Below are 14,583 nucleotides of genomic sequence, written 5' to 3'. Positions count from 1 at the left end.
GAGTAACATTCCTTCGTGAGGCAACACGGGCGGCCATCGTAATTGACAATCTACACAGATGCAGACTTGCAATGATCAGGCGCTCTTCAGGCTGAAGTTGTTGATACTGAGTTCTTTCGTGCATCGCAACACCTTATACGAAACAGGTGTTGCACTTCAAATTTGAGGCCGCCCGTTTCGATAACGACCTACTGGGCAGAGGCTGCAGGACGTCAGTTCGTCTGGAGCGACTGGCAACCAGCCTGGGCGACACATCTCGAGCAGAGACAGAATTGCGGAATACTCCTTGCTCAACCGGAGACCCCCATAGCCACCAGCCCGGAGGAACAGAAGCCCGCAGGAGGTTCTTTACACCCAGCGTGCCACTCTCATTGCGAGTCGAAGGTTCAAGCTCGCTGCGCGCAAGAAGCTCGGTGTCGGTGTCCTTGCGGAGGCGCACTGGTTCCTTCCCCCGCGGGCCACCCCATCGCGCCGAGCAGTCGAAGAGATGTTCATTCGACGCGGCGCGATAGTGCCGGAGCCCATTGTTGACACCTCGTCTGTGGCCGTTTTAAAAGAGCCCTGCTTGATAGCGATTCATAGGGAGTGACTCGCGTACATACAACACTTGCCGGGAACGAGTAAGGTCGCAGCGTCGCCGCTACGCCTCCCCCTGAGAACCGTAGGTGCAAGTTTCCATGCATACGACTCAAGCGTTCCAAAGCCACACGCCTAGGCGACAGGCATCCGTCAACTGACGCCTGCGCATTGCCTTGCCAAGGGGCGCTCACGATGCGCGTGCGTCCACTCGCATACCGTTCGACTGAAGCCGCCAACGGGCTCGGGACCCTCACGCCCAAACGCGGTGCCTGCGCCGCTCGTCACGACTGTTCCGATGTAATAGCGAGGTCGAAGGCACGAGAGTCAAACCGTTTCCAGCATTTACATGTCAACCAATACCTATTTTTTTGTGGCAGCTTTGGCTTGTTCAACGGCCTGTCTGGTCGCCTTGTTTGAGGCGGAAGCTGCTGCCTCACCGTTGTTTTCGGCAATTCCGCGTGCTTCTTCGGCGGCCCTCTTGCTGGTTTCAATCGTTGCGCTCGTCGCCTCACTGACCGCCGTAACAGCTGATTGCAACGCACTCACAGCGGCTTCGCTTCCCGCCGGTGCATTGTTTGAGACCTTGTCAATAAGCGCTTGGGTATTCCGCTGTTGCCGCCTGAACTGGGCCTCAGCACTCCTGGCCAGTTCGGCCTGGGCGTTGAACATGATGTTGTACAAATGCCGCCAGTACGACTGTGCTTCTTCCATGACGGCTTGCGCCCGCTTTGCCTGCAATGCGAACAGCTGCTGCGGGTCTTTGGTTGACAACGCCGTGCTGATGATTGCCTGATTTTCGGAGAGCGTCGATTTAGCCGCCCGCAGGTTCAGCTCAGTCAGCTTTTCGATGCAGCCGAATGCGTGGGCCCACGCATCGGATAGGGTTTCGAAGCCGGCTCTCTGCGAAGCAACCGCCAGTTCGCCGGAAAGACTGCTCATTGCAACCTCCATCTGGGTAACGTGGCGAGTGGTCCGTGGAGCCACTTGAAGGAACCTGAACGACACGCCACAGGGCAGGAATCAGAGGTGCAGCAAGGGTTGGTCCCGGCAACGCGTGCAACGTCAGCTTGTGCTTTGCATTGCATACAGCGGCGCGCCATACAAGGCGCCTCAGTCATGCACGACGATGCATGGCGAGACAGCTTCCCTGACTATCTGCGCAACAGTCGCGGCGCGAGCACCGTCGCGCCGTTCTCTGTGCGTGCGCGTTCGGGAATGGCCGTATCAATGCCCGTCTCATGGGAAGAGCTGAAAAGCGTCGAGCTCGGCGCCCCCTGGACGATGAGAAAGGCGGTCGGCCGGCAGCGCACGCTGAACGCCGACCCATGGGAAGGCTACTGGCGTACCAGGCAAGGTATCACTGCTGCGATGCGCCGTGCCGTGGGCGTGAAGCGTTAGGTGAGGCGGTTACGCCCGCCAGAGCTGGCAGCGGAAGAAGACGAAGCAACCTCGAAGCTTCTTCGCTCGCGATGGATAGGCTATCTGATGGCGTCGTCGGCGAAAGACGGGTCGACGATTAGGCCGGTGGCATTTCCGCACGCAACGCGGCGCTGCGCCGTCGTTACCCATAGGACTTTGTTCACTGCATGTGCATCGCTATCTCCCGGCGCCCGGTCGCACGGGCGACCGTGACGTTCGTTCCTGCACGCCGGGCATCACCGTAGAGATGGCGTGCTTGAATACAATCTGGCGACCAGTCTGGGGCACAAGGACGACGACTAACCGGTCGAACGTTTCAACCAGGCCGGTTAGCCTGATTCCGTTGACCATGTATATGCTCGAAAGCGTCTTTCCGCTCGCGAGTGCCTGCAGGAAGTCGTCCTGAACAGAGGCGTGATTCGACATACTCTTTCCCGGCGTAGGTGAGGCGGATTCGCTATCGTAGCGTGCTCTAACGGCAGGATGGGTTAGCCGTCGAACAGATTTCGCCGAGTTCCCTTCGGGGCCGGCAACAGGCAAGTCAGGGGCCTCCTCGCGGCCACCTTCGCTCCTTCGGTTCTCCGTCAGCATGAACATGTTGCGGAGGCAACGAAAAGTGATTGAAGTCTCCATGTGCCGATGCCCCTGGTTGTCGGCCTTCAATCCGCTGTGGTAAAACCGGAATGGCTCGAGTCAGCCGTCCAGCTGACTGGCGTCCAACACAACACGTCTCTTTGGAAGATTCAGCAAAATGGCAACCGGTACAGTCAAGTGGTTCAACGACGCGAAGGGCTTCGGATTCATTACGCCAGATGATGGCGGAGAAGACCTGTTCGCACATTTCTCTGAAGTCCAGGGAAGCGGCTTCAAATCGCTGCAAGAGAGCCAGAAGGTGAGCTTCGAAGTGAAACAAGGCCCGAAGGGCAAGCAGGCATCGAACATTCAGCCGCTGTAGGCGTGGGTCGTCGAATGGTTTGAACCGGATGGCCCGCTCATGCGGGCCATCTGCTTTTCACCAGCATTGCCGCTTCCGGCATCGATAACAGATACCGCAAGATGTCACCGCCATGACGCCCTGGCGCCTTTGCAACAGTGGTTTACGAGTAGCATGCGCGAAGTCGTGACGACAAGGGCTCAAAGCGCTGGCGGCCAATATCCAGACGATATACCCGATTGCTTCTTTGGCCCGGGCCTATACGATTATTGCCACGTCAGCGCCCCCAATGCGTTGCGTGTGTGTTTCGGCCGCAGCGATGTCTGCGGCTTTTTTTGCGCATCGCGGTACATGGCACACTAGGCTTTTTCCGAAGTTGTAGCCCGCCGTTGCCGGATGGGCGGCTTCATTTTCGTCAACCCGAACCGCTGGCTGGCCCATTGCCGCCGTCATTGGCGGCTGTCTTCCGGGAAAGTACCTATTTAGCGCAAAGCGTGGCCTGTACTGACGACAGGCGTTTAGAACCAGGCCGAGAAGTTCGGAAAGGCGCGCACAATCCGTACTCTTCGGAACGATAGCTACAGCACGTCAAAGGGGTCGTTCCGGTACGTCGAGCGACCTGGCCACGCGACTGGAAGAAAAAGCACAAAATCGTTGCTGCCAATAACACTGGCCGCGCAAACGCCTCCTGACCTTGACCTTGCTTTCGGGTGCGGGGTTGTATCCGTTGGAGGTCGACACTAGCTGGATAATTTCGGCGTTCGCATCGCCCCGCGAGACGAGGGGGTGCATTGCATTCGAATTCGCCTCAGCAGCGTCCCTGACTAACCTGGCGATATCGATTCGCTATCCGCTCTGCTGACAAGCAAACGGCGCTTCAGCGTCATGCGGGGCGTCGCGCACATACAGCGCGCATCCACGGCTCGGACCTACACCTTCCGAGCACGACTTAACCGCGACGGCTCGGGCTCGCGCCCCTGCAAGGAACCACGACGTCAAAGTTGAACCACGGCGAGAAGCGCTGGCCCGTCGCCGATGACACGACTCTGATGCCCCTTGCCCGTCGTGTCCTCAAGCAGGATCGCGCCTCCTGCCGCAACGCGACGTCGCTCGCCGTCGCTTGCCTCGAACTCAATCTCCCCGCTGAGAAAAAATACCAACAGACACATGGGGGTCGCCGACCCATCCGCCGGGCAGGCGCACAAATCCGTAGCGGGTCGCTGCAGCGAAATCCGACACGTCAAAGGATTCTGCCGGCGGCGCGAAGTTGCGGGTAACCAGTTCGATGCTAACCGACGCAAAATGGCTTGCGCCGACCGAGTCTGAATACAGTTGCGAAAATGACAGTACATACGCCACGGAGCTTCTCCTTTTTCGCGGCCTATGTTCCAGTCGGCGTTCGACGTAACCCGTCAGATTGGAATCTCAGAGGTTTGAGTTACTCAGCGCTTTGCAAGACGTCGGCCGCACAACGACTCGGGTTGAGTGTCCCGCCCGCCGGCACAGGCGTCAAGGCAAGGTGACACAGCGGCGAGGGCATAGTGGAAGCTGGTCGCTTGAGCCGAAAAACGAAGCAAGGCGTCTACAGGTACGAATGAACCCCCAGGCTCTCTTTGACGAGAATGACGAAAGCTCCCTCAGGAAGCATCGAAACGCCTGGAAGTGTCGCTCTGCCCTCGCGAGCGCTACACACCTGATGCATTGGACACAAGCTGTTTTCGATGTGCATGACGAACATCCGCACCCTTGACAGCGTAGACGACAAATTCGGCGATGTTCTTCCCGTGGTCGCCGATACGCTCGATGGCCTTTGCTATAAACAGGTAGTCCAGTCCAATCGAAATCGTCCGAGGGTCATCCGTCATATACGTTACGAGCTTGCGCACAAACGCCCGGAACTCGTTGTCGATGGCCTCATCGTCCCGAACAATCTGTGCAGCGACAACCGCATCCATCCGCGCATATGCATCCAGCGCCCTGCGCAGGATGTTAAGGGCCATTTCGCCGGAGACCCTGATTTCAGCGATGTTGAGCGCTCTGGCAACGCCATCCCTGTGGATTCGGCGCATACGCTTTACCAGCTTTCGCGCCTCGTCGCCCGCGCGCTCGAGGTTTGTAATGCACTTCGAAGTGGCCATCAGGAATCGCAGGTCACGAGCGGCGGGCTGTCGACGCGCAATGATGCGTATTCCACGCCAAACCGAACACCAATTCCACGGCGAACCGAGCACGGATTCCACAGCAAGCCGAGCGTCGATTCCACGGCAAATCGAGCAGGGATTCCGCGACTGCCCGAGCGCGATTTCCACGCGTAACCGAGCGGTAAGCTGGAGGGACGGCAACGCGGGATAACCATGGCACGCTTGACGATTTTGTCGAGCGAGCGAATGTCGAATAAAAGGTTATCCATGCGTCAAATCAAGGAAGTGCTACGCCTGCGCTTTGTGTGCCAGCGTAGCCAGCGTGAGATCGCGACGACGATAGGCGCATCGAGCGCGACGGTCTGGGACTATCTGGATCGCGTACGGCGCGCACAACTGGACTTCGAGAAGGCGATGACGATGGAGGAGACAGCGTTGGATGCGCTGCTATTCCCGCCGCCGCCGTCGTCAAGCCGGACACGGCCGATGCCCAATTGGCCGATGGTACATCGTGAGCTCGGCAGGAAAGGCGTGACGCTTGACCTGCTATGGAACGAGTACAAAGCGCAGGAGCCCGAAGGCTACGGCTACAGCTGGTTCTGCAAGTATTACGAGCGATGGGCGGCAGCGTTGCCGGTCACGCTTCGCCAGACGCACACGCCCGGGGAGAAGCTGTTCATCGACTATTCGGGTAACAGGTTGGGCATCGTCGATCCGCACACCGGCGAGATCCGTGAAGCAGAGGTATTCGTCGCGACGCTCGGCGCATCAAACTACACCTACGCCGAAGTCACCTGGACCCAGCAGCTTGAGGACTGGATTGGCTCGCATGTGCGCGCCTTGAACTTCATTGGCGGTTGTCCCGAGATCCTGGTCCCCGACAACCTGAGGTCCGGCGTGCACAAAGCCGACTTCTACGATCCGGTTCTGAACCGGACCTATGGAGAGATGGCCGCGCATTATTCCGTGGCGATCATCCCAGCCCGCAAACGTCGGCCCCGTGATAAAGCGAAGGTCGAGCAGTCGGTGCTCCTGGCGCAGCGCTGGATTCTGGCACGGCTGCGCAACCAGCGGCTGTTCAGCCTCGACGAAGCCAACCGCGCGATCGCGGCACTCCTCGTTGAACTGAACAACAGGCCGTTCAAGAAACTGCCCGGTTGCCGCCGCAGCGCCTTCGAGGAACTTGATCGTCCGGCACTTCGTCCGCTGCCAGACAGACCCTACCAGTATGCGCAGTGGAAGGTTGCTCGCGTCGGCATTGATTACCATGTCGAGCTCGACGAACACTTTTACTCCGTCTCATACAGCCACGCCCGCGAGCAGGTGGAGGTGCGCCACACGAAGACGACCGTCGAGATCTTCCTGCGCGGTCAGCGCATTGCCGCGCACGCGAAGAGCGAGCGCCGCGGCCATCACACCACGATCGCCGCCCACATGCCGGCGAATCATCGGGCAGCGACCACCGAGTGGAATCCGCAGCGGCTGATCAACTGGGCCATGGAGATCGGCCCGCACACCGCCGCAGTCATCGAACACCTGCTTGGCGGTCGCCAGCATCCACAGCAGGCTTACCGCGCCTGTCTGGGCGTGCTGCGCATGGGCAAGGACTATGGCCATGCGCGACTGGAAGCCGCCTGCCAGCGTGCCATTGATCTTAAAGCGCCGAGCTATCGGTTCATCGCCTCGACGCTGAAGAACGGTCTGGAGAACAGGGCCGACACGGCCGCCGCCCAGACCGAATTGCCGCTCGCGCATGCCAACGTGCGTGGACCGTCTTACTACCACTGAAAGGAGATCATGACATGCTGCATCATCCAACTGTCGAGCGGCTGCACGAGTTGCGCCTGTTCGGCATGGCCGCCGCGCTGGCCGACCAGCAATCCCAGAGCAGCATCGACCAGCTCGGCTTCGAGGAGCGCCTGGGGCTGCTCGTCGAACGGGAAGCAAGCGAACGTCAGTCGCGCCTGCTCACGGCGCGGCTACGCCGCGCGAAGCTGCGTTTCCCGGACGCGGTGCCCGAAGACATCAACTACCGCGAGCCCCGTGGACTGGATCGTGCGCTGCTCGCCCGGGTGCTCACTGGCGAATGGGTACGGGCGCACCAGAACATCATTCTGGTCGCACCAACCGGGCTCGGTAAAAGCTGGCTTGCATGCGCGCTGGTCAACCAGGCGTGTCGCCAGGGCTTCTCGGCCTGCTATCTGCGCATGCCGAAGTTCAACGAGGAGATGGCCATCGCGCACGGCAGTGGGGGCTACGCAAAGCTGCTGGCACAGTTGGCCAAGACCGACATCCTCGTCATGGATGACCTGGCCATGGCACCGCTGTCAGATGCGGCGCGGCGCGATCTGCTGGAGGTGCTCGACGACCGGCACGGCCGGCGCTCGGTGATCGTCACCAGCCAGATTCCAGTCGACAGCTGGCATGCTGCCATCGGAGATCCGACGCTCGCTGATGCAATTCTCGACCGGCTGGTTCACAACGCGCATCGCTTCACGCTCTCAGGCGAATCGATGCGCAAGCGCCGAAATAGTTTGACCGCCGAAGGCGGGAAGGAGTAAAAAAACTCACCCCGCGTCGCCATGTCCGCAGCGCTCGCTTTGTTGTGGAATGCCTGCTCGGTTTCGCGTGGAATGCTTGCTCGCTTTGCCGCAGAATGGCCGCTCGATTTGCGTGGAATATGCAGCAATGATTTGGCAGACTTCTTCGTCGATTGCGATTTCCATCGCATTGAGGCGACGTTCACCCTCGAGGACGTCGTCCACGAGCGCCGAATCGAATTCGTTCAGAACCGCCAGCGCGTGTGCCGTCTGTGCTTCCACGAGTCCGCCCCTTTCGAGCAGCTTCGATGAAAGGAGGTCAAGGTCCGCCTCGAACCTGCTGGAAAGGTGCTTTTCCGACATGTTCGTTTCTCCAAAAAAACGCCAGGGACGTAATTGTCGTTGCCTGCCGCGTCCCGTTTCATGGAGGGCCATTCGGTCATTCGGGCCCCGGAGCGCCCCTGCAATCAAAGTCCCACATCATCACGACCTGGAAAACCGTATATACCGTATTATCGTACGCTTCGCGTTCGATGTTCACAACAACAAATGTTGCGGGTCGCCGGAAGTACCGAAACCGGTTGCATACGCAAATATCAACGGGCACTCCATTCTGCTCGCGCTCTGATGTACGTAGCCACGCCGGCATTCGCGGAGCGGACCAGACTTCGGTTTTCCAGTGGTCGCGCCCCGTATTTGCATACGGACACTTGCACGGAATTACGCCAGCTGTCACCGAGTGCTCAGGTACCGGTACCGTTGCGATGGTTATCGCCGTTGCACCTGGTTCCGGCCCGCCCGTTTCGCTGCGTATAGTGCGCGGTCCGCTCGCGACAGTGCACCGCGCGCATCGTCGGAAGGCAGGACCTCGCACACCCGGCAGAAGACGCGTAGCGAATTCTCCGTCCCGGGCTTGTCCAGACTGTACGTCCAGACACCTCACGCCGCACCCGCTCGATGGCGGCAGACGCTTCGTCCAGCGATGCGCCTGGCAGAACGATGAGAAACTCGTCGCCGCCGATGCGGCTAACAATATCCGACCGCCGTACAGCACCAAGGGCGGTCTGCGCAAAGTCCCGCGCCTTCGGCCCACAAGCCAATGAGCGTAACAGCACAACATGAGCCGCAACTAAGGAGGGCAGGTCTTCTATAGGTTTCATATGTCGTTGTCTCCTGACGAAGCACGGTGGAACCATGTTGTCCCGTTCGACGCGCGTGGCCCAGCGCCGTCACCGAAAATGCCATCCGGCCGTTCTTTCGTCTACGGGATAGCCAACAGAAGAGTCATGAAAAGTGTGTGCGCGACTTGGCCTGCCCGATGCATCGAACGCAATCTCGGACGAAGATGTCGCCGCGTGACGGAATCATCTTTCACGTCCACCGTTGCTCCGGCCCGTTCGGACTGCGTCCGGCGACGGTAATCCGCCTGCGCGCCGGCACCGTACATTCACGTTAAGAGCGCCGTTTCGAGAATCGGGCCTGATAGATGCTGGTCAGCCATCGACACGGATGTGTTCTGCGCGGCCGGGACAGTCATTCGTCGCATCTTGCAGCAGTCAGCGAACGCCTTGTCCACGCTGAATTCATGACGCGTCCTAGACCTGCTTCCAGTTACTGATTACCGGTGCTATGGACCGGCTCAATCCGTGACGTCGTTTGCGATTTGGTCGGACTGGGAATTGATGTGGGCACAACCAGTCAGCTGGTCGCGGTTATCGACGACGAATCCATATTGCGCGCCACCAAACGGCTTCTGCGTTCCCAAGGCATAGAGGCTGACACGTTCATCGACGGAGGCACGTTCCTGGAACGCCTGGCCGCGAACCCTTCGTACCATCGCGAGTGCGTGATACTCGACATGGAATCGCCCGGCCTCAACGGCCCGTCAGGTCCAGCACCGCTCGCAGGAACGGGCACGCCCATAATTTTCATCACTGCAAGCGACGACATCGCTGCGCGGCAGACGGTGTTGACCGCAGGCGCAATCGCCCGCTTCCCAAAGCCCTGTGACAGGGATGCGCTGGTCAGAACTGTGCAGGGTGCGCTGGGTGGGACAACGCACCGGGGCGCGTCGCCCGAGGCGCCCACCGGGCAATGAGAAAGGCGGCGCCCTGAAGCAAGTGCGTGCTGTCGAATGGCAGGTCAACTGCTGCACCGCGCATGCTTCCCCGCTGATTGGGAAACAGGTTGCAAGACAAGTCGCAGCCCAGCGGCGCCCAAGGAAACAACGCCAAAAGCTTCATACCAGCAAGACCGAATCTGCGGAGCGCTCAGGTGAGGGTAACGAGATATTGCACGTTCACTCTTCGGATATCCGTCCTGGTACCTGCGAATGCGCTCCGTCGAGCAGACCATGAATCGCCTTTATCACACGGCCTATGGGGGCGGGCTTTAGTAACAGTACGTCCCATCGCGGCTCCTCCGGTTCACGCGGTAGCGCCGCCGCCAGCATGACCACTGAAATGTCGGGTGGGGCGGTATCGCCCTTTAGCCGTCGACACAATTCGACGCCGTTAATATGCGACATCATCCAGTCCGTAACAATGAGACCGGGCTCTCGATGGCAGCTACGGCGCGCGCCGCCTGTCCATCCCCGGCCGTGAGCACAAGGTATCCCTCCTGCTCCGTCAGCGCGATTCACCCCTCGCAGAGGTCGCGGCACGGCCCGTCATATCGAACGTCGAGCGACGACCCGTCCTTGAAAACGAGTCGCTTCACGACTCCGGAATCCTGGACTCTCTGAACGGCGCCCCGCTCCACGAAGACGCCAGGGCGTTCGTCGGGTAAAACCAGCTGCATCAACGGTCCGTATGTTTGCATGGCGTTGAAAAAGCTCGGTTCCGCAGAGGGCTCCGTCACCCCCAGCCAGTAAACCAGGGCTGCGCCAGGATTTCGGACGTCGCGTGCGAGAAAGCGCAACGTCTTGCGGGTAACCTGGCAGGACGAGGGTTCGATATGCGGCATCTCGTGCATGCGGGTCTCCAGCTGGTTGTCCGTACGTTTTGCGAAACGGGCCGCATAACGGCCCATTCATCGCGACGAGGCGAGCGTCGGGCTTGTTACAGCGGCTTGATGTTGGCAGCCTGCTTGCCCTTTGGCCCCTGCTTCACGTCGAAGCTGACCTTCTGATTCTCCTGCAATGATTTGAAGCCGCTGCCCTGAACCTCAGAGAAGTGGGCGAACAGGTCTTCTCCTCCGTCGCCCGGCGTGATAAAGCCGAAGCCCTTGGCGTCGTTAAACCACTTTACTGTTCCGGTTGCCATATTCACTCCACAAAAGTTTAATGTCGCATTCGCGTTTGCTGGATTTCACAGCGCGGCGAATCAGAAGGAAGAGTCTCACCACGCTGACACTGTTTCTGCGCGTCACATCGGTCGTTGATGTGTCGCGACTGGTCCTCTATTGAGCCCTCAATGTGGGCGCCGCGAAGCCGCTTGCATCTCGTCGTACCTTGGCGAAAACGCAGGCCGGGACTGCTAGCGGCCTGCGCGGACCACGCGTCCAAAGAGGTCTCAACCCATGTGAAGCCCACCGTTGAGCGAAAAATCAGCACCGGTCGCAAAGCCGGATTCATTGCTGGCGAGCCACGAGACGATTGAAGCAATTTCCGACGCCTCTCCGAGACGGCGTACCGGAATGCCCTGAATAATTGCGTCCAGTACTTCAGGACGCACGGCACGAACCATATCCGTGCCGATGTATCCGGGGGAAACCGTATTCACCGTGATGCCCTTCGTCGCTACTTCCTGGGCAAGCGACATCGTAAAGCCGTGAATGCCCGCCTTCGCAGTCGCATAGTTGGTCTGGCCAAACTGCCCTTTCTGCCCGTTCACCGACGAGATGTTGATGATTCGCCCCCACTCCCTGCTAACCATCCCCTCGATGACCTGCTTGGTGACATTGAAGAGGCTGGTCAGGTTCGTATCAATGACATCGTTCCAGTTCTCTCTGGACATCTTGCGAAACGTCCCGTCCCGCGTAATGCCGGCGTTATTCACCAGCACGTCAATCTCGCCGACGTCCTTCTTCACCCTGGAAATCGCGGCCTCCGTAGACTCCCAGTCACCGACATTCCCTTCGGATGCGGTGAACGAAAAGCCCAGCGCCTCCTGCTCCTTCAACCATCTTTCTCGCCGGGGCGAGTTGGGTCCGCAACCGGCGACGACCGTGAATCCGTCCTTGAACAACCGCTGACAGATTTCTGTACCAATTCCACCCATGCCGCCGGTAACATAAGCGATTCGCTTTGACATGTTCTTCCCTCGGTTGTTGCGGTTAAGAATTGAAACTTGTAGTTCGCCAACATACATCTGGCTTACGCTGCTTGGCGCGCGTTGGCCGCCCGCAAGGCCGTGCCTTTCAGCTTCCGGGCGGCAGGTTTGCGAGCAGACACAGGTACTGTCGGCGCGCTGGGTACCTCCTCTGGCAAACGGCCACGCTCAATAAAGTGCTGGAGCACCTTGCCCGCCAGCGGCTTCCCGCGCTGCTCCAGTCTTCTCAGAAGGGCGTGCGCAAATGATTTCAGGTCGTCGCGTCCGTGCGAGGCCTCGAACTCCAGAATGGTTTCCGAGACCGCCGCGAGCATGCTTTCCTCGTACAGCGTGTTCGTGATATGCGAGGCGCCTCCCGACAACTCCATCTCGTACTTATTGAGACGCGGTGCCTGGTCGAACGCTGCATCTTGTTTAACTGCCTTCACATCGATTCCCTCCGGGTTTGCCCAAGAGACGCCTGCTGTGCCGCATCCGAAATGCGTACAACTGCATCATTGCGAGTGCGATGCCGACCGGGCTGCGAACTTCAGAACGTACGGGAATCCACGGAGCACAAACTCCCCTGGCCCGCGATTCCCGCGAACTGCGAATCAGGCGACCGGAGGATGCCCAGTGCAAAGCCAGTGAACGTCGAGATGGAGGATGGTGGCGAGACGCGTACAAGCGTTCAGCGGCGGCACGGTGATTCCGCCTCGCCAATATTGCACGTCATATTCGCTCACACCCAGCCACTTCGCTGCACGTGCCGAACTGATGCCGGCGCGCTTCAATGCCCTGTTGAGGCGTGCGGCCAAGGCGCGCGTCAGGCGGTCATTCCAGGCACTGCGCTCGAGATAACCGATACTTTGAGTATGTCGATTCACTTGTCTAACTTCTCTCAGATTTTATTTATTTGCAATTCAACACCGGATTTTCCGGTGCCGGTCGAATCTACTTATTGGTCACAACGGCTTCATGACGCCATGATGCCTTTTCGCCGGCACGCCGGATGCCACTCTGGCGGGCGTTATAGTTGCGAGAACAACTATTCCTCCGCGCGTGCAGCGGCGCCAACCCATAAATAAATGTTCACGTTTGCCGTTGCACATATACGACAAAAAGGTCGTCCAAACCATCCGGACGAGCACAACCCGGGCTTGCGTTTAGCTCGGCCCTGGAGTGACCGCAGACAGCCAAGCAATGCCTAGGCGGCCAGGAGCGCGCTCGCCTCACCACAGCTTTGAGCATCTTCAATGACTTGCAAAAGTGCCTCGAGGGAGAACGGCTTGTGCAGACAGACATCGAAAAGCCGCGCGAGTCCGCCGTCCTCACTATCTCCTGTCATGGAGACCATGAAGGGCCGGTCAGCGAAAGGCGTATTGACAATCGACAGTGCGACTGCACTTCCTTTGATTCCGGGCAGGTTCTCGTCAAGCAGGACCAGTTCGAAAGCGCGGTAGCACAGCAGCGAGAGCGCGCTTTCTCCGTCTTCTACCACCGTGGCGCGGTGACCATAGCAGTCAAGCAGGAAAGCCAGACTGTCCGCGACCACTTCATTATCTTCGACGACCAGCACGTCCATTCAATGTCTCCTTAAATGCCAAAAACCTCGGGTTAACATTGATTCGTATTATTATATTATCCTAATTGTTTGGATGGCTTACGTATGTTAAATGGTTATGCCCAATTCCACCAGACGTTTAGCTTAAAATAGCAGCACGAACGTCCGTGAGTTTGGCGACCGCCCTGCCAGAATTAATAATGTATGTACGTTGGCGCACGTCCGTAACCAGCACTATTTAGCCGCCCGGTAAAGCTGATGACACGCCTTTCACATCATGGAAACTTCATGCGACGAACCATCGGTTTCCGCCGACAACTGCTATCTTTCGGGTTTCCTCCCACGGCGGACGGTGGAACGCGTTATTTCACTAAAGGTCCCGGTTCAGTATTTCTGGGCGCCCGACGACGCCGACGACGCGCGGCTACCGAAGGCGTTCGCTGACGGAAGCAGGCGAGTCACCGCCGTCGCCGGACGGAAGATGCTGAACTGCGCAACACGAGCCCCGTCGTGCTGGACGCAAGTGGGTTCGGTGACCGGCGCTTTGCCTACCCGTTCTGGCTGCTTCATTTGTGCCCGATCGGGCGCTACTTTTCTTCTCGCATCCCCGGCGTGAAAGTGATACCGACCAGTAGTCCTTCGGGTGATATGAAACGACTCACCCTCTGCCCCCAAGGCTCTTTCCTGCTCCTGACGAGCATTCGATGTCCTCGCGATTCAAGCTCCGCCGTTGCCTTTTCGACACGATCAACATCAAACTCGAGCCAGGCCTGTGGAGCAAGAATGTCGTCGGGCCAGGAGTCCTTGCCAAAACACGACTGCGCCGCCTGAGAAAGTGGCCACAGGGCGAAACTTTTTGCTCCCTTCAGAACCTCCGTATGAAGGTAGCCGCCACTCTCCTCCTTGAAGGGGATGCCGAGGTTCTCACCGTAGAGCTGGCGGCTTGCGCCCACATCACGAACGATTTGAACAAAGCCCGCGGCGAACAGAATTTTGATGTTTTCGATTCGTTCCATGGCATCTCCCCAACTAATAATTGAACGGCGCCTTACGCGATGTATGGCGACACCGCTCCGGTGCCAGGCAGGAGCCGCGAAGTATCTGAAAAGCGCTAGCGACGTGCCGTATCAGACAGAAAGGCAAGCAGCGCAGACAC

Annotated in this window: 17 protein-coding genes and 1 pseudogene; 5 read left to right on the top strand and 13 right to left on the bottom strand. The window is 58.9% G+C overall.

Annotated elements, in window-relative coordinates:
• Positions 1 to 939: 939 nt before the first annotated feature.
• Positions 940 to 1,518 carry a phasin family protein gene (locus OKW41_RS20740; protein WP_429573800.1) on the bottom strand — a complete coding sequence of 193 codons (579 nt, stop codon included), beginning with the start codon at positions 1,516 to 1,518 and terminating at the stop codon, positions 940 to 942.
• Between the two features lie 177 nt (positions 1,519 to 1,695).
• On the opposite strand from OKW41_RS20740, the gene OKW41_RS20735 reads away from it, so the two are divergent.
• Positions 1,696 to 1,977 (top strand): hypothetical protein, encoded by a 282-nt coding sequence (locus OKW41_RS20735; RefSeq protein ID WP_429573799.1) that lies wholly within the window; start codon positions 1,696 to 1,698, stop codon positions 1,975 to 1,977.
• Between the two features lie 198 nt (positions 1,978 to 2,175).
• Here OKW41_RS20735 and hfq read toward each other — a convergent pair whose 3' ends face one another.
• The gene (hfq, locus tag OKW41_RS20730; RefSeq protein ID WP_429573798.1) at positions 2,176 to 2,424 is read right to left on the bottom strand and encodes an RNA chaperone Hfq; all 249 of its coding nucleotides are present in this window, start codon (positions 2,422 to 2,424) and stop codon (positions 2,176 to 2,178) included.
• Between the two features lie 325 nt (positions 2,425 to 2,749).
• Here hfq and OKW41_RS20725 point away from each other — a divergent pair, with 325 nt between their 5' ends.
• Positions 2,750 to 2,953, top strand: a complete 204-nt coding sequence (locus OKW41_RS20725) for a cold-shock protein (protein WP_429294749.1) — start codon at positions 2,750 to 2,752, stop codon at positions 2,951 to 2,953.
• A gap of 1,110 nt (positions 2,954 to 4,063) precedes the next feature.
• Here the strand turns inward: OKW41_RS20725 and OKW41_RS20720 are convergent.
• Both OKW41_RS20720 and phoU read right to left on the bottom strand, forming a co-directional pair.
• Positions 4,064 to 4,291 (bottom strand): hypothetical protein, encoded by a 228-nt coding sequence (locus OKW41_RS20720; RefSeq protein WP_429448110.1) that lies wholly within the window; start codon positions 4,289 to 4,291, stop codon positions 4,064 to 4,066.
• A gap of 326 nt (positions 4,292 to 4,617) precedes the next feature.
• Positions 4,618 to 5,115 (bottom strand): annotated as a pseudogene (gene phoU / locus OKW41_RS20715) (phosphate signaling complex protein PhoU); the annotation flags it as partial.
• 204 nt (positions 5,116 to 5,319) lie between these two features.
• Here phoU and istA point away from each other — a divergent pair.
• Complete coding sequence (gene istA / locus OKW41_RS20710; protein WP_429571339.1) at positions 5,320 to 6,861, top strand: IS21 family transposase; 1,542 nt, start codon at positions 5,320 to 5,322, stop codon at positions 6,859 to 6,861.
• Between the two features lie 14 nt (positions 6,862 to 6,875).
• Positions 6,876 to 7,634 (top strand): IS21-like element helper ATPase IstB, encoded by a 759-nt coding sequence (istB, locus tag OKW41_RS20705; RefSeq protein ID WP_429571338.1) that lies wholly within the window; start codon positions 6,876 to 6,878, stop codon positions 7,632 to 7,634.
• A 6-nt stretch (positions 7,635 to 7,640) separates the two neighbouring features.
• Here istB and OKW41_RS20700 read toward each other — a convergent pair whose 3' ends face one another.
• Together OKW41_RS20700 and OKW41_RS20695 are read right to left on the bottom strand one after the other, a co-directional pair.
• Positions 7,641 to 7,976: a hypothetical protein gene (locus OKW41_RS20700; RefSeq protein WP_429573797.1), complete on the bottom strand. Its 336-nt coding sequence runs from the start codon at positions 7,974 to 7,976 to the stop codon at positions 7,641 to 7,643.
• 380 nt (positions 7,977 to 8,356) lie between these two features.
• Positions 8,357 to 8,773, bottom strand: a complete 417-nt coding sequence (locus tag OKW41_RS20695; protein ID WP_429573796.1) for a GGDEF domain-containing protein — start codon at positions 8,771 to 8,773, stop codon at positions 8,357 to 8,359.
• Between the two features lie 524 nt (positions 8,774 to 9,297).
• On the opposite strand from OKW41_RS20695, the gene OKW41_RS20690 reads away from it, so the two are divergent.
• Positions 9,298 to 9,711, top strand: coding sequence for a response regulator (locus OKW41_RS20690; RefSeq protein ID WP_429573795.1), 414 nt, complete (start codon positions 9,298 to 9,300; stop codon positions 9,709 to 9,711).
• A gap of 539 nt (positions 9,712 to 10,250) precedes the next feature.
• On the opposite strand, the gene OKW41_RS20685 is transcribed toward OKW41_RS20690, so the two are convergent.
• The 7 genes from OKW41_RS20685 to OKW41_RS20655 all read right to left on the bottom strand — a co-directional run bounded on the left by OKW41_RS20685 (position 10,251) and on the right by OKW41_RS20655 (position 14,443).
• Complete coding sequence (locus OKW41_RS20685; protein ID WP_429448116.1) at positions 10,251 to 10,586, bottom strand: hypothetical protein; 336 nt, start codon at positions 10,584 to 10,586, stop codon at positions 10,251 to 10,253.
• 86 nt (positions 10,587 to 10,672) lie between these two features.
• Positions 10,673 to 10,876, bottom strand: a complete 204-nt coding sequence (locus OKW41_RS20680) for a cold-shock protein (protein ID WP_429573794.1) — start codon at positions 10,874 to 10,876, stop codon at positions 10,673 to 10,675.
• A gap of 249 nt (positions 10,877 to 11,125) precedes the next feature.
• Entirely contained in the window at positions 11,126 to 11,866 is a 741-nt protein-coding gene (locus OKW41_RS20675) for a 3-ketoacyl-ACP reductase (protein ID WP_429448118.1), read from the bottom strand.
• Between the two features lie 62 nt (positions 11,867 to 11,928).
• Complete coding sequence (locus tag OKW41_RS20670; RefSeq protein WP_429448120.1) at positions 11,929 to 12,312, bottom strand: hypothetical protein; 384 nt, start codon at positions 12,310 to 12,312, stop codon at positions 11,929 to 11,931.
• A 165-nt stretch (positions 12,313 to 12,477) separates the two neighbouring features.
• On the bottom strand, positions 12,478 to 12,750 hold the full coding sequence (locus OKW41_RS20665; protein WP_429448122.1) for an XRE family transcriptional regulator: 273 nt from the start codon (positions 12,748 to 12,750) through the stop codon (positions 12,478 to 12,480).
• A 320-nt stretch (positions 12,751 to 13,070) separates the two neighbouring features.
• Positions 13,071 to 13,448: a response regulator gene (locus OKW41_RS20660; protein WP_429448123.1), complete on the bottom strand. Its 378-nt coding sequence runs from the start codon at positions 13,446 to 13,448 to the stop codon at positions 13,071 to 13,073.
• A gap of 566 nt (positions 13,449 to 14,014) precedes the next feature.
• Positions 14,015 to 14,443, bottom strand: coding sequence for a VOC family protein (locus tag OKW41_RS20655; RefSeq protein WP_429448125.1), 429 nt, complete (start codon positions 14,441 to 14,443; stop codon positions 14,015 to 14,017).
• Positions 14,444 to 14,583: the final 140 nt, after the last annotated feature.

Origin of the sequence: Paraburkholderia sp. UCT70 (genome assembly GCF_050434085.1) — a bacterium.
Taxonomy (GTDB): Bacteria; Pseudomonadota; Gammaproteobacteria; order Burkholderiales; family Burkholderiaceae; genus Paraburkholderia; species Paraburkholderia tuberum.
Note: the sequence above shows the minus strand (reverse complement) of the source record. Positions and strands in the feature narration are given on the sequence as shown.

Coding starts and splice junctions, on each gene's coding strand:
- OKW41_RS20740 (WP_429573800.1), bottom strand. CDS start 1,518: ATGAGCAGTCTTTCCGGCGAACTGGCGGTTGCTTCGCAGAGAGCCGGC.
- OKW41_RS20735 (WP_429573799.1), top strand. CDS start 1,696: ATGCACGACGATGCATGGCGAGACAGCTTCCCTGACTATCTGCGCAAC.
- hfq (WP_429573798.1), bottom strand. CDS start 2,424: ATGTCGAATCACGCCTCTGTTCAGGACGACTTCCTGCAGGCACTCGCG.
- OKW41_RS20725 (WP_429294749.1), top strand. CDS start 2,750: ATGGCAACCGGTACAGTCAAGTGGTTCAACGACGCGAAGGGCTTCGGA.
- istA (WP_429571339.1), top strand. CDS start 5,320: ATGTCGAATAAAAGGTTATCCATGCGTCAAATCAAGGAAGTGCTACGC.
- istB (WP_429571338.1), top strand. CDS start 6,876: ATGCTGCATCATCCAACTGTCGAGCGGCTGCACGAGTTGCGCCTGTTC.
- OKW41_RS20700 (WP_429573797.1), bottom strand. CDS start 7,976: ATGTCGGAAAAGCACCTTTCCAGCAGGTTCGAGGCGGACCTTGACCTC.
- OKW41_RS20695 (WP_429573796.1), bottom strand. CDS start 8,773: ATGAAACCTATAGAAGACCTGCCCTCCTTAGTTGCGGCTCATGTTGTG.
- OKW41_RS20685 (WP_429448116.1), bottom strand. CDS start 10,586: ATGCACGAGATGCCGCATATCGAACCCTCGTCCTGCCAGGTTACCCGC.
- OKW41_RS20680 (WP_429573794.1), bottom strand. CDS start 10,876: ATGGCAACCGGAACAGTAAAGTGGTTTAACGACGCCAAGGGCTTCGGC.
- OKW41_RS20675 (WP_429448118.1), bottom strand. CDS start 11,866: ATGTCAAAGCGAATCGCTTATGTTACCGGCGGCATGGGTGGAATTGGT.
- OKW41_RS20660 (WP_429448123.1), bottom strand. CDS start 13,448: ATGGACGTGCTGGTCGTCGAAGATAATGAAGTGGTCGCGGACAGTCTG.
- OKW41_RS20655 (WP_429448125.1), bottom strand. CDS start 14,443: ATGGAACGAATCGAAAACATCAAAATTCTGTTCGCCGCGGGCTTTGTT.